Origin of the sequence: Rhodococcus sp. P1Y, assembly GCF_003641205.1 — a bacterium.
Taxonomy (GTDB): Bacteria; Actinomycetota; Actinomycetes; order Mycobacteriales; family Mycobacteriaceae; genus Rhodococcoides.
The window spans coordinates 2,055,098-2,067,723 of sequence record NZ_CP032762.1 but is presented as its reverse complement, the minus strand read 5'-3'; the positions used below and the strand labels follow the sequence as shown (position 1 = coordinate 2,067,723).

Genomic DNA, 12,626 nt, shown 5'->3' with positions numbered 1-12,626 from the left:
CTCGTGACATCGACAGAGCGCGTCGCCCGTCGCAGGCTGTGCGCGTGTCTACTGGCCGTGTTCATGCTGATGATCGACGTGACGATCGTCAACGTGGCACTCCCGTCCCTTGCCACCGACATCGGTGCAAGGGCCAGCGCCCAGACCCTCATCGTCACCTCCTACACCCTGGCGTTCGCGTGCACTCTGCTCACCGGCGCATGGCTCGGCGGCCTTCTCGGTCGGCGCACCGTGTTCGTGGGCGGCATGGCTGCCTTCGTCCTTGCATCGGCACTGTGCGGCTCCGCAGCATCGCCCGAGCTCTTGGTGGGCGCGCGCGTTCTCCAGGGGATAGCAGGCGGGTTGGTCTCGGCGCAGAGCGTTGCCGTCATCGCGTCGTCCTTCCCGCGTGCGCGGCACAGCGTCGTGTTCGCGATGTACGGTGCGACAGCAGGCGGAGCAGCGATCCTCGGCCCGTCCGTCGGTGGCACGCTGGTGTCACTGGATCTGTTCGGATGGGGTTGGCGAACAGTCTTTCTCGTCAACGTGCCGCTAGGATTGCTCGCTTTGACGATCGCCGCGGTGTACTTGGCGAACGATCGCCCCGCCGCGATGCCACGGCTGGACCTGATCGGCGTCGCGTCGTCCGCCCTCGGTCTGCTGCTGCTGATCTATCCACTGGCTCGAAGCTACGAACACGGATGGACCGTGTGGACGACGTGTTCGCTCGCAGCGTCGATTGTCGTTCTCACCGGATTCGTTCTGCACGAATTTCGTTGGGCACGAGCAGGGCACGAGCCGATGCTTCGATTGGAGCTTTTTCGGCACAGGACGTTCGCAATCGGATGTGCACTGTCGATTCTGATGTTCGGATCGTTCACGGGATTCTTCTTCACCGTGTCGCTGACGCTGCAATTCGGACTCGAGCTCTCCCCGATCAGAACCGGCGTGGTCACCGTCCCGTTCGCTGTCGGCGCAGCCGTGTTCTCGGTACTGTCGCCGAAGCTGTTCGCCCTCATCGGAACCCGCATGCTTGCACTCGGCTTCGTACTGTTCGGGCTGTCGATGATGTGCTTCGCCGTGCTCACCTACCACGAGTCGACTGCTCGCAGCCTCCTCGCCCTCACCGGGCCACTCTTCCTGGGCGGCGCGGGAATCGGCGTGTTCGTCGCGCCGCTCCAGACGACGATCGTCTCCGAAACCGATTCACGCACCGTGGGTTCTGCATCCGGAATCATTCCGACGGTGCAGCAGGTGGGCCAGGCCGTCGGGCTGGCACTGGTCGGTCTCTTGTTCTTTCATCAGATGTCCGAGATCACCGGAGCACTCGCCCCTTCCTCGTCGGGTTGGGACGCAGCCCAGCCGTACATCGTCGCGCAGCGTCATGTGTTCTTCGTCCTGTCCGGAGTCGTCGCGGGCGCAGCCGTCCTGGCTCTCGCGCTACCCACCCGAGTCGCAGCTCCCCCGCCCATACCCGTGTCCGTGTAGTACACACCCCTATCGAGAAGGACCATCGTGCGTAGAAGCTTCGTCGCTGTACTCACCGCCCTCGCTGCACTCGGCGGTGTGCTGGTCGGCGCGCCCACCGCGGGTGCGAATCCCGTCCCGTTGGTCGCCGACCCCGACCCGTTCTACGCAGCGCCCGCCGACATCGGTGATGCGGCACCCGGTGACGTCTTGGACAGTCGACGCAAGGACTCCCCCGCCTATCCGAACACCGATATCTGGCAGATCAAGTATCGATCGACCAACTCGGCCGGGGACCCCATCGCGTCCGTGACCACTGTGCTGATGCCGCGCGGACGCGGCGCCGGGACACCGCTCGTCTCGTATCAAGCTGTCGTCAACGCACTCGGCACCAAATGTGCACCCTCGCACGGACTGTTCACCGACGAACTCGTCGAAAAGCCAGCGGTATACCTCGGAATGGTCGCCCGCGGATGGGCCGTAGCAGTGCCGGACTACCTCGGTCCGACGGCAGCCTACGGCGCAGCACGGATGTCGGGTCAGATCACGCTCGACGGGATCCGTGCAGTACAGCGCTTCAGTCAGCTGCCACTGGCCGACTCACCCGTGGGATTGCTCGGCTACTCCGGCGGAGGCCTGTCCACCTCGTTCGCCGCCGCACTTGCCCCGAGCTACGCGCCGGAACTGAAGATCGCCGGCATCGCCGAGGGCGGAATTCCGTCGGATCTCGCTCAAATCGCCCAGAACCTCGCGTACAGCCCGCAACCACACCCAGGATTCGGAATGGCCATGGCCGTCGCACTCGGCCTGGAACGCGAGTATCCAGGCCGCTTCCCCATCACCGAAAACCTCAACGACCGTGGTATCGCGCTGCGCAACAAAATGTTCAACGAGTGCCGACGCTCGATCCTCATCGACGGTGCGTTCAACAGTGGGCGCGATCTCACCACGGCAGTGTCACTCGCGGAAACACCGAGCGCACAGGAAGTGTTGCGGGAGAACAGCGTCACGTTCTACGAGGGGGTTCCGACTGCACCGCTGTTCGTGTGGCAGGGCGTCAACGATTTCATCGCGCCGTTCCAGCCCGTCAAGGATATGGTCGGGCGGTACTGCGCCGCCGGTGCGACGGTGCAGTTCCGGGGATATCCCGCCGCAGAGCATTTCTCGGCGACGGTCATCGGCCTACCGGAGGCGTACCTCTGGCTCGACGCAAGGTTCCGCGGCGAGCAGGCGCCGAGCAACTGCTGAGTCAGGCAGCCTCGGACACCGCGGCACGTTCGACCGTCAGCAGCGATTCTGCACTGTGTTCGTCTGCATATGCAGCGCCACCGCCGCGGATTCCGAACAGTCGTTTACTCCAGATCAACCACACGACGGCCGCTACGTTGATCGCCAGCAGGCATGCCCGAAGAGCGGTGACCTTCTCGGTGAGTTCGTAGATTTCGAGAGGGAGGAAGGCGCTGGTGGCGACGACGGCGAAGTATTCGCCCCAGCGTTTCATCAGCCACAGCCCGACTGATTCGACCACCTGAGACAGTCCGTAGACCGCAACCGCCACTGCAATCCACACCAAGGTCGTCTCGGACAGATCGAACGCCTTGTCGATCCACTGGACGGCCTTCGAATCGTCGATGTTCCACCCGATCTGGCTCGCGAGTGGTCGAAGCAACGGCAACTCGGCGTCGAACGCCTGCTGGATGGATCCTCGGTCGTCGCGGAATCGGAAGATAGCGGCCGCAGCGGCGAAGAGGACGAGTGCACGCAGGAATCGCTCGACAGCGAGGACGCGCATGATCACCCGGTCACGCAGCAACCTGCCTCGCGGTACCTCGGGCGCGTGATCGGCCGGCCCCGAACCCGTCGGCGGCCCTGGAACGAAGTTGGCGCATCGCAGACACCGCCAGGCCTCGCCCGCGGCGGTCTCCACGTGCAACCGCTCGCGTAGTTCAGGCTCGTCGGGCGCGTAGGTCTCATGCCCGTGCCAACTGCAAGATCGAAGTGCCCAGTCCACGGGGAAAGTCTAGGGAGGTCCGCCCGATACAGTGAGCGCTATGGTCCGCGCTCCTCTCCCTGTGCGCGACGGGCTCGGACCCACCCGCGTTCGAATGCCCGATTCGTCACCGTTCGCCACCGTGCTCGAGTATCTGGTCGACCGATTCCCGCAGGACGCTGCACGTCTGAGGGAGAAGATGGCGCTGAGGGAGATCGTCGACGCGGTAGGGACGCCACTGATCGAGATGTCGCCGCTGATTCCGCGCAGCGACATCTACCTCTATCGGGATCCGCCGATCGAGCCGGTCGTGCCGTTTCCGATGCCGATCCTCTACCGGGACGACAACCTCGTGGTGGTGGACAAGCCACACTTTCTCGCGACGACGCCGCGCGGTGCCTACGTCACGAGGTCGGCGCTCGTGGTGCTGCGCCGCGAGCTCGATCTTCCCGAGCTCAGTCCGGCCCACCGGTTGGACCGCCTCACCGCGGGGGTACTGATCTTCACGGTTCGACCGGAGGCCCGACGCCCGTACCAGGAGTTGTTCGCCGATCGCAAAGTTACCAAGATTTACGACGCCATTGCCCGCCACGATTCATCTCTGACTCTTCCGACCACTCTACGAAGCCGAATGATCAAGGAGCGCGGCGTACTACGCGCCGAGGAAGTCGACGGTGAACCGAACGCCGAGACGCACGTCGAACTCACTGCACACGACACTGTGCACGGCCTGTACACATTGCATCCGAAAACCGGTCGTACGCATCAGCTTCGGTTGCACATGGCCTCGTTGGGGGTGCCCATCCTCGGCGACAACTTCTACCCTCGGTTCTACGAGGTCGCGCACGACGACTACTCGTCACCGCTGCAACTTCTGGCTCGAACAATCGAATTTCGTGACCCCTTCACCGGGGACCTACGCCGATTCGACAGCGCCCGAACGCTCCAATTGCCTACTTAGGCATGGACAACACGTCGCCGTGCGCCGCGTTGTACTCGGCGATTTCTGCCGTGCGGACATTGATCCGGTGAGAAAGCACGGCCAGGGTGAAAAGGCCGATTGCGACGTTGATCAAGGCCGCGAAACCCTCCTGCGCGAAATCAACGAGCGCGTTCAGAAGTGTGAAGATCAAGGCCGCAATTCGAAGCATCCGCAGGGGCCACAATTTCCCGGTGCGCAACCGGACCGTCGACGGCAGAGCCAATGCGAACGTCAAGCACGAGGACACGAACAGAATTCCGCTCGCAATTCCCATACGGTCGATGTCGATCGTCGTATCCGAGGTGTCGAGATGCAGATCGCCGATGACCAACTCGACAACGCCGAAGACGACACCGACGAACGCGACGAGCGTCGTGGCCCACGCTACGACCGGCACCCACCGAGGGCTCTTGAAGAAGGCTGGAATCAGACGTGGCGCGAACTTCTGCGCATCGTGCAAGCGGGAACTGCTCGTTCGACAGTTCTCGAGCAACAGCCGCAGTCCAGCGATCGTGTCCGTATCCGCACCCTCCGCTTCGGCTCGATCGACCATGCGCAACGCCCATTCCCTCCGATGCTCCGGAATCCCGTGCGCAACGCCCTGCGCTGCGATATGGGCGGCGTTGGCCAGAGTCTCCTCGTGAGAAGGCCGTCGGGAATCGCGAACGATGCGGTTGCCGACCAGGACGAGGACCACGAGGACGTACATGATCTCCGAGGACGGCCCGTAGAAGTAGTCGTTGTCCTTCGTGACGAACTTTCCGACCTCGTCGAGGAACAGTCCGAACCCGATCCCGCCGAGCACTACCGCCAGCGCACGCACCCCGAATCCGAGAAACATCCACCCGAGAAGCAGCGCAAGCATCATCAGCGCACCGCCGTAGAGGGCATGTGCGATGTGCAGTGTCTTACCGCCCACCTGCGGATAGTTGGTCAGTTCCAGATACAGGCGGGTGATCAGGATGGTGGCGATGGCGATGATCATGAACGCCTCGGCGCTCGTACTGCCGTACGCGTCCCGTAGTACTCGCGAACGGCGAACCGTCACGTGCGGTGCAGCGATATCCCTGGTCACCGAACAAGTATGGAACTATTCGCCCCCGGCGCACGTCGATTCCTTCGAACCAGCGACGATACGATCTCGAACTATGAAGATCGTGAAACCTGCACTCACACTCGCACTCTGTTCGATCGTCCTCGCCGGGTGCAGCACCGAAGACAGATCCGACGCGAACGAGACCCTCGACGGGGTCGCCGGTTCGGCCAGCAGCGTCGCATCCAGCGTCGGCGAGCAAGCCGGCAATCTGCTCGACGAGGCGAAGGTGGAAGTCTTCGTCGCCGCATTCCGCGCTCGATTCGGGGAGCTCGCAGACAGCCGCGACGACACTGCAATCAAGAATTTGCTCACCAGCACGTGCACCGAGATCGCCAGCGGCTCGGACGAATCGTCGGTCGTCGCCGACCTGGAGATCGAGGCAGCCTCGGGTCAGATGCGACCGTCGACAGAGCAGGCTCAGCAGATCTATGACCAGGCGAAGCTGGCGTGCCCCTAACCGACACTTGACAAATCTTGTTGCCGAAACTGCAATTAGTACATGAACGCTACCGAACCGGACGTCGCGGATGTCATCGCGAGCGTCGGACCGAGGCTCCGTAACCTACGAAGCGAACGCGGTACGACGCTCGCAGCTCTGGCCGAAGCGACGGGCATCTCCCTCAGCACGCTCTCCCGCCTCGAGTCCGGGGACCGTAAACCGAGCCTCGAGCTGCTCCTTCCGATCGCCCGGGCGCACCAGATTCCACTCGACGAGCTCATCAGCGCACCCGAAGTCGAAGATCCTCGGATCAAGTCGACGCCGGTCCGCCGAGAACACATCACCGTTGCGCCACTGACGCGTCGACCGGGAGGCCTGCAGGCCTACAAGATCGTCGTCGATCCGGCCCGGCGCGAGCCCAGTCCCCGGGTACACGAGGGCTACGAATGGTTCTACGTTCTCAACGGCAGGCTCCGGCTGGTTCTGGGCGAGCACGACATCATCATGAAGCCCGGCGAGGCCGCCGAATTCGATACGCGCGTGCCACATTGGTTCGGCGCAGCCGACGATCGGCCGGTGGAGATACTCAGTTTGTTCGGGCCCCAGGGCGAGCGAATGCACATTCGGGCCAAGCCCACCGATTCTTAGCCCCGTGGCTACTTTTCGGTCGGTGTCGTGTGGCAGAGTGAGCGCCCTCGACGGGTGACAGTGCCCCCGAGACACACGCCCGATCGAGCTGACGAGGAAAGTTCCATGACTGACAGAAGTCCCGATACAACGGCGTCTCGGGGACCCGCATCACGCACCGATGTAGACATCGCCACAGGCGTTCTCGTCGGAAGACTCGGCGGCACCGTCTCCGAGCAAGTCGACAGCTTGTTTGCGACGGCTCGGGAGAACAGAATCAGCCTGTTCGAGTTGTCCCGCACCGTCATCACACTCGCTGAAGGCAAAAGCGTCGGCGATGTGGCCAGCAGGCAAGTGGCGCTTGCACAGTGGGGCGACGCGTTTGTGACGCACTCAGCTGCGGAAGACAGTATCCCCGCGTAGCTCGGGGAAGCGCGCAGTCATCTTGTCGATCTGTCGATACATCTCGTACAGCTCGCGCCGGAGTGCTGCGGCGTCCGATTCCAGTTCACGCGCGCGCGTCGTCGCCTTGTCGGCGCGCGCGCGGAAAGCCCGGGCCTGAGCGACTTCGATCGCCGTCGAACACGTTTCGATATGTTCGGCCAACCCAGCCGCGAAGACGCGCGCCTGAGCGAGGTTGACCGCATAGTTGTCGTCGATGATGCTGCCCTTGCCGGTCGCTGGTCTGGATCGAAAGAAACTCTACGCCCGTCGCCGGCATGGACGAGCGGAACCTCACGTCCTACGAGAATACGATCGCGAGCACGACCGACGCCGACGTCGCCGCGATCGCGAGGATGATCAGCGCGGCCAGGACTCGCTGCTGAACCGAACGTGCGCCCCGGACCGACGCCCCGTCCGGGAAGTTGTCGTCCGCGAAGTCGTCGGAGTCCACGCCCATCTCGTCGAAGTAGACGATGTCGCGCGGAGGCACCCATTCCTCTCCGTTGTTGCGGATGGCCGCGGACAGACGATCGAGACGGTGCCTCGCACGGGCGGGATAGTGCCCCGAAGGCGCGTTGATCGGTAGAGCACGCGCCACTCCGATCGCGGACCCGTGACGAGCTTCGAGCGCAGCGAACGCTGCCGCCGCGGTCGGATCGTCGTCCGCTTTGGCCGTCAGGAACCACGCCGCCCCCGCAGACGCTCTGTCGCCCATCACCAGATAGGTGTAGGCCAGCAATTCCAATATCGGTTGCGACGCAGGCTGGCGCGCCAATGCCTCGTACAAGCGCGTCTTGGCACCTACATGGTCGCCGCGAGCCAAGTCTTGCTGCGCCTGATCGATCACATCCACCCGCTCACAATAGCCACGACATCGATGCGCGGTCGGGCCAGGTGGGAACAAAAAATCCCACCCTCGAGAGTCGGGGGTGGGATGTGGTGTGAAAGCGAACGATCGGAGAACGCTGTGGTGGCCAGGGCCGGGATCGAACCGGCGACCTTCCGCTTTTCAGGCGGACGCTCGTACCAACTGAGCTACCTGGCCGGGCGGCACCGGTGACAATGCCATCTGGTGAACTGCTCGCAATTCGGAACTTCCGAACCGATTCTTTCGAACCGGACTCTTCGGAACCGACTGAGCGACCCTGACGGGACTCGAACCCGCGACCTCCGCCGTGACAGGGCGGCGCGCTAACCAACTGCGCCACAGGGCCTTGCTGTGGAACATTTCCCCTTCGGGAAACTTGCCGTCGCATACTCTAGCAGGCGATCAACCTGCTTCGAACCGCGGCGGCCTGCAAGAGACTGCTGTACTGCTGGCCGGTTTGTCAATTCCGACCGTGTCTGGCATCTATCCGTACTACGTACCCCCTACGGGATTCGAACCCGCGCTACCGCCTTGAAAGGGCGGCGTCCTAGGCCGCTAGACGAAGGGGGCCCGACGGAATGAATCGATACCGAATTTCTTCGAAACCGAGCTGCTCCGCCGTTACCCTCAACGGCGTTCCGTTGGGAGCTGGGATAGCTTAGGACACTTTTCGCGGAAAACTCAAACTGGCAGGTCAGATGCGGTTTTCACCGTCTCGGCATCGAGCTGGACCCACCCGTCGGCGCGCCACCTGTCGATCCATTGGGGAGTCGCCATCGCAAACAGCACAACTTCGAGGGATTCTTCGAACAGGTTCCGTAGATCACTGCTGTCCGACACGAGATCAGCCATGTAGCGCTGGCCGGCCAGTGACGCCGCCAACACGCGCATGAACTTCTCCGGTCCGAACTCGGGCTTCAGATCACCGGACTCCTGCGCCCGGCGTGCGAGCTCGATGCCGGCCATTCCCCAGACTCGGCCTCCGCCCGACTGAACCTCGCTGTAGAACTCGGGTTCGACGATGAGCCGGAATTCAGCCCTCACGATCACGTCGTTCTGGAATCCTCGCGCAATGTCGTCGATGACGCCGTGGATCACATCGAACGGGTGAAGGGTGCTCGACTTCCACTTCTCCGTGATCATCACGTACTTGTCGAGGGCCGAATTGAGGACCGCCCGGGCGAGGTCCTCCTTCGACTGAAAATGGAAGTACATCGCACCCTTGGTGGCGTTCGAGCCCTCGAGGATGGTGTTCACGGACGCAGCTGCATAGCCGCGGCGCGCGAACTCCGACGCTGCAGCTTCTACGATCGCCGCTCGGGTCCGCCGAGCGCGCTCCTGTTGTGCCATTACTTTCGTGCCTCCGAAACCAAGCTACCTGCATCGATCAGCAGGCAGTATCGCAAGCCGAGCGTACTTGAATCGGAGCCCCATTGGCCGACCACTCGCTCGGAAAACCGATCCGAAACAGTTATTCGGACAAATCTCCATGCGGTCGGCAAACAATCCGGGTGGTACGATCCAACCGGCTCGAGTGCGCTGCAGGGGGTGCGCACTCGAGCCGTTTTCATTCGACGCGACACGTTCAATTCGCCCGCTTGACAGAATACTGCCGACTGTACATTTCGGGCCGCAGCCAGACGACCGAGGCGAAAAGACACGGCAATTCCGCCCGACCTCCACGCACCCGAATTCGATTCCGGCGGCGAACACACCGGGGATTCGACCCGACCGAACCGACCGACGCGTCGCGTACCCGGTTTCGCGCATGCGACGCGGGCGGTTCGACGGCTAGTGCGAGCTGCGCTCAACTGGACTGCCTGACAACGCATCCGAAACGTTCCACGCGAATCGAACCGCATTCTTCGAAAAAGCTGCGGCAATGGACAGTTCAATCGCTGATCTACCTATCCCGCTGCGGCGTAACGGTTCTCAGACGGGGTTCGTATAACAGTTTTGCCTCGACCCGCGGGGGATCCCGCCAGAACTCGGCCGCAACCATATTGTGACCTGTGACACATCGTGGTCCATGACGACAACGAATTCAGGTGAGAGCATGACTCTTCGACTCTTCTTCATCCGTCTGGCGGCAGCACTGTTCGCGCTTCTCGTGGCGTTCTCGGGGCCGTGGTCGGCAGCTGCAGATCCAGTCGCCGACTTCATGAATCCTGCCCAGGATCCCGCTCTCGCTGCGGCGACTCCCCTGGGAGAACCATGGTTCGATCCACCTCCCGGATTCGAACTCTCCTCTCCTGGAACCGTTCTGAACACGAGGGGAGTCAACGTCGGCCCACTGATCACCCCGGTGCGATCGACCCAGATTCTCTTCCGGACCAACGACTCGAAAGACCGTCCGGTTGCAGGCGTCACCACGGTCATCGTCCCCCTCGCCCCATGGACGGGCGGGGGAACGCGGCCAGTCGTCGCATACAACATGGCCATCGACTCGCTCGGCAACACCTGCGCTCCGTCATGGACGTTGCCGCGCGGAATCGCACCGGAAATCGCTGCTGTGCAACTCTTTCTGGCAAAGAACTACGCGGTTGTCGTCACCGACCATCAGGGACCACGTCAGGCATATGCGGCGGGCAGGATGGCTGGGCACGCCGTCCTGGACGCACTCAGGGCGATGGTGAACCTGCCCGAACTCGGACTACCCGCCGAATCACCGATTGCCATGACCGGCTATTCGGGAGGCGCAATCGCGTCGGGCTGGGCAGCACAATTGGCACCGTCGTACGCTCCCGATGTCAACCTCGTCGGGACTGCATTCGGCGGCGCACCGATCGACTATCGAATTCTGCTCGGATCCATGAACGGCAACAATGCCGCCTCCACCCTCTTCCTGTCCGCCGCCATGGGCGTGGCACGCGAATACCCGGAGATGTTCCAACTGATGAACGCGAACGGGCTCCGACTCGCGCAGATCGCCAAGGACATGTGCGTCTACCTCCTCGCACCGGGCGGCCTAGTGGCGCCGATACCGGTGCAGGCCCTCTCCGACATCCCAGGCGTCGACCGCACACCCATCGCAGAGGAGATCATCCGCCAGACGCGTATGGGCGGAGACCTGACTCCATCGTCACCGGTATTCATCTACCAGGGCCAGCAGGAGTTCTGGATCCCCAAGCAAGGCGCCGAGACCCTGTACGACGAGTGGTGCGCCGGTGGCGCTCAGGTGCGACTGGAGGAATACCTCGGCGAGCACATGGTCGTCGCAGTCTCGGGTCTCCCAGGGTCACACCAATGGATCGACGACAGGCTCGCAGGCATCCCGGCACCCGCCGGTTGCAGCAGTTTCGGTCGGTAGCCGAAACTGCTCGAGGGGCGCGTGAATCGGATCGAAAGTGGACCCACTACACTTTCGATCCGCGCCCCTATAGCTCAGTTGGTAGAGCTACGGACTTTTAATCCGCAGGTCGTAGGTTCGAGTCCTACTGGGGGCACTTCAGGAGAACATCTGGTGTCGTCGCGGCGCATCGCCGCTGGTCCACAGCACATCGTCAGTACATTCCAGCGTGGGAGTTCCCACTTCGCACATGCACGGTCGTACACTGGGTAACGGTTCGACGCCGGGGAACGAACTCACACCGGGGGCATTCTCCTTTGATTCCGGTCGGCAACCGTGACACCTTCCCGGGAACTCAACGAAGTTCCCAGCGAAGTTACGGTGCCGTAGGCTGGACACGGTTAACCGCAATGTATGGAGGCATTAAATGGCGAGGGATCTGACACAGCTGGAGCTGCTCCAGGAGCTCGTTCCGGTTGCGGAAGACAACGTGAACCGCCACATCTCGATGGCGAAGGAGTGGCATCCCCACGACTATGTGCCGTGGGACGAGGGCCGCAACTTCGCCGAACTCGGTGGTGTCGACTACGACCCGGAGCAGAGCGCACTGTCCGAGGTCGCCAAGGCTGCGATGATCACCAACCTCCTCACCGAGGACAACTTGCCGTCGTACCACCGCGAGATCGCGGAGAACTTCTCGCAGGACGGCGCGTGGGGCACCTGGGTCGGTCGTTGGACCGCCGAGGAGAACCGCCACGGCATCGTGATGCGCGACTACCTCGTCGTCACCCGCGGCGTCGATCCGGTCGCGCTCGAAGAAGCGCGCATGATCCACATGACCAACGGGTTCGCGTCACCCGCAGGGGCCGTGACCGGCCTGCTGCACTCCGTGTCCTACGTCACGTTCCAGGAACTCGCGACCCGTGTGTCGCACCGCAACACCGGCAAGGTGTGCGACGACCCCATCGCCGATCGCATGCTTCAGCGCATCGCCGCCGACGAGAACCTGCACATGATCTTCTACCGCAACATCACTGCTGCGGCTCTCGACATTGCGCCGGACCAGACCCTCGACGCGCTATCCGACATCGTGACCAATTTCCAGATGCCGGGCGCGGGAATGCCGAACTTCCGACGCAACGGTGTGTTGATGGCCAAGCACGGCATCTACGACCTGCGTCAGCACCTCGAAGACGTCGTATGGCCGGTCCTGCGCAAATGGAGAATCTTCGAGCGCGACGATTTCACCGGCCGCGGCGAGACCAAGCGCGAAGAACTCGCCGTGTTCCTCGAGGACCTGGAGAAGCAGGCCACCAAGTTCGAGGAAATGCGCGACCGTTCGCTCGCACGGGAAGCCAAGAAGGCAGAGAAGCAGGCTTCCTGAGCTGCTGAAGAAATTTCAGTGATCGCGCCCGGCACCGACCTCGGTGCCGGGCTTCGATCGT

13 protein-coding genes and 4 tRNA genes are annotated in these 12,626 nt (G+C 62.8%); 9 read left to right on the top strand and 8 right to left on the bottom strand.

What is annotated here, in order from left to right:
- Positions 1 to 3: 3 nt before the first annotated feature.
- Positions 4 to 1,467, top strand: a complete 1,464-nt coding sequence (locus tag D8W71_RS09630) for a DHA2 family efflux MFS transporter permease subunit (RefSeq protein ID WP_236077813.1) — start codon at positions 4 to 6, stop codon at positions 1,465 to 1,467.
- Positions 1,468 to 1,491: 24 nt separating this feature from the next.
- Positions 1,492 to 2,694 carry a lipase family protein gene (locus D8W71_RS09625; protein ID WP_201265373.1) on the top strand — a complete coding sequence of 401 codons (1,203 nt, stop codon included), beginning with the start codon at positions 1,492 to 1,494 and terminating at the stop codon, positions 2,692 to 2,694.
- Position 2,695: 1 nt separating this feature from the next.
- On the opposite strand, the gene D8W71_RS09620 is transcribed toward D8W71_RS09625, so the two are convergent.
- Entirely contained in the window at positions 2,696 to 3,457 is a 762-nt protein-coding gene (locus tag D8W71_RS09620; RefSeq protein ID WP_121112993.1) for a DUF2127 domain-containing protein, read from the bottom strand.
- A 40-nt stretch (positions 3,458 to 3,497) separates the two neighbouring features.
- On the opposite strand from D8W71_RS09620, the gene D8W71_RS09615 reads away from it, so the two are divergent.
- Entirely contained in the window at positions 3,498 to 4,397 is a 900-nt protein-coding gene (locus tag D8W71_RS09615) for a pseudouridine synthase (RefSeq protein ID WP_121112991.1), read from the top strand.
- Here the strand turns inward: D8W71_RS09615 and D8W71_RS09610 are convergent.
- The gene (locus D8W71_RS09610; protein WP_442972046.1) at positions 4,390 to 5,403 is read right to left on the bottom strand and encodes a hypothetical protein; all 1,014 of its coding nucleotides are present in this window, start codon (positions 5,401 to 5,403) and stop codon (positions 4,390 to 4,392) included. The genes D8W71_RS09615 and D8W71_RS09610 overlap by 8 nt on opposite strands.
- A gap of 163 nt (positions 5,404 to 5,566) precedes the next feature.
- Between D8W71_RS09610 and D8W71_RS09605 the strand changes: the two genes are divergently transcribed.
- From D8W71_RS09605 to D8W71_RS09595, 3 genes are all read left to right on the top strand, one after another.
- Positions 5,567 to 5,971 (top strand): hypothetical protein, encoded by a 405-nt coding sequence (locus D8W71_RS09605; protein ID WP_121112987.1) that lies wholly within the window; start codon positions 5,567 to 5,569, stop codon positions 5,969 to 5,971.
- Positions 5,972 to 6,013: 42 nt separating this feature from the next.
- Positions 6,014 to 6,601 (top strand): helix-turn-helix domain-containing protein, encoded by a 588-nt coding sequence (locus D8W71_RS09600; protein ID WP_121112985.1) that lies wholly within the window; start codon positions 6,014 to 6,016, stop codon positions 6,599 to 6,601.
- Positions 6,602 to 6,706: 105 nt separating this feature from the next.
- Positions 6,707 to 7,003 (top strand): ANTAR domain-containing protein, encoded by a 297-nt coding sequence (locus D8W71_RS09595; RefSeq protein WP_121112983.1) that lies wholly within the window; start codon positions 6,707 to 6,709, stop codon positions 7,001 to 7,003.
- Here D8W71_RS09595 and D8W71_RS09590 read toward each other — a convergent pair.
- The 6 genes from D8W71_RS09590 to D8W71_RS09565 form a co-directional block, all read right to left on the bottom strand.
- On the bottom strand, positions 6,974 to 7,186 hold the full coding sequence (locus tag D8W71_RS09590) for a hypothetical protein (RefSeq protein WP_201265307.1): 213 nt from the start codon (positions 7,184 to 7,186) through the stop codon (positions 6,974 to 6,976). The genes D8W71_RS09595 and D8W71_RS09590 overlap by 30 nt on opposite strands.
- Positions 7,187 to 7,322: 136 nt before the next feature.
- Positions 7,323 to 7,877: a DUF6584 family protein gene (locus D8W71_RS09585; RefSeq protein WP_121112981.1), complete on the bottom strand. Its 555-nt coding sequence runs from the start codon at positions 7,875 to 7,877 to the stop codon at positions 7,323 to 7,325.
- 115 nt (positions 7,878 to 7,992) lie between these two features.
- Positions 7,993 to 8,069 (bottom strand) — tRNA-Phe (locus tag D8W71_RS09580).
- A 95-nt stretch (positions 8,070 to 8,164) separates the two neighbouring features.
- Positions 8,165 to 8,238: transfer RNA gene (locus D8W71_RS09575), tRNA-Asp, on the bottom strand.
- A gap of 151 nt (positions 8,239 to 8,389) precedes the next feature.
- Positions 8,390 to 8,462: transfer RNA gene (locus tag D8W71_RS09570), tRNA-Glu, on the bottom strand.
- A gap of 111 nt (positions 8,463 to 8,573) precedes the next feature.
- Positions 8,574 to 9,242 (bottom strand): TetR/AcrR family transcriptional regulator, encoded by a 669-nt coding sequence (locus tag D8W71_RS09565; RefSeq protein ID WP_121112979.1) that lies wholly within the window; start codon positions 9,240 to 9,242, stop codon positions 8,574 to 8,576.
- A 706-nt stretch (positions 9,243 to 9,948) separates the two neighbouring features.
- On the opposite strand from D8W71_RS09565, the gene D8W71_RS09555 reads away from it, so the two are divergent.
- From D8W71_RS09555 to D8W71_RS09545, 3 genes are all read left to right on the top strand, one after another.
- On the top strand, positions 9,949 to 11,202 hold the full coding sequence (locus D8W71_RS09555) for a lipase family protein (RefSeq protein ID WP_121112975.1): 1,254 nt from the start codon (positions 9,949 to 9,951) through the stop codon (positions 11,200 to 11,202).
- A gap of 63 nt (positions 11,203 to 11,265) precedes the next feature.
- Positions 11,266 to 11,338, top strand: a tRNA-Lys gene (locus tag D8W71_RS09550).
- A gap of 270 nt (positions 11,339 to 11,608) precedes the next feature.
- Positions 11,609 to 12,565 carry an acyl-ACP desaturase gene (locus D8W71_RS09545; RefSeq protein ID WP_121112973.1) on the top strand — a complete coding sequence of 319 codons (957 nt, stop codon included), beginning with the start codon at positions 11,609 to 11,611 and terminating at the stop codon, positions 12,563 to 12,565.
- The last annotated feature ends 61 nt before the right edge of the window (positions 12,566 to 12,626 follow it).

Bases quoted from the DNA above. Each gene is read 5' to 3' on its own strand.
- D8W71_RS09545 (WP_121112973.1), top strand. From the start codon at position 11,609: ATGGCGAGGGATCTGACACAGCTGGAGCTGCTCCAGGAGCTCGTTCCG.
- D8W71_RS09555 (WP_121112975.1), top strand. From the start codon at position 9,949: ATGACTCTTCGACTCTTCTTCATCCGTCTGGCGGCAGCACTGTTCGCG.
- D8W71_RS09605 (WP_121112987.1), top strand. From the start codon at position 5,567: ATGAAGATCGTGAAACCTGCACTCACACTCGCACTCTGTTCGATCGTC.
- D8W71_RS09615 (WP_121112991.1), top strand. From the start codon at position 3,498: ATGGTCCGCGCTCCTCTCCCTGTGCGCGACGGGCTCGGACCCACCCGC.
- D8W71_RS09565 (WP_121112979.1), bottom strand. From the start codon at position 9,242: ATGGCACAACAGGAGCGCGCTCGGCGGACCCGAGCGGCGATCGTAGAA.
- D8W71_RS09595 (WP_121112983.1), top strand. From the start codon at position 6,707: ATGACTGACAGAAGTCCCGATACAACGGCGTCTCGGGGACCCGCATCA.
- D8W71_RS09600 (WP_121112985.1), top strand. From the start codon at position 6,014: ATGAACGCTACCGAACCGGACGTCGCGGATGTCATCGCGAGCGTCGGA.
- D8W71_RS09610 (WP_442972046.1), bottom strand. From the start codon at position 5,403: ATGATCATCGCCATCGCCACCATCCTGATCACCCGCCTGTATCTGGAA.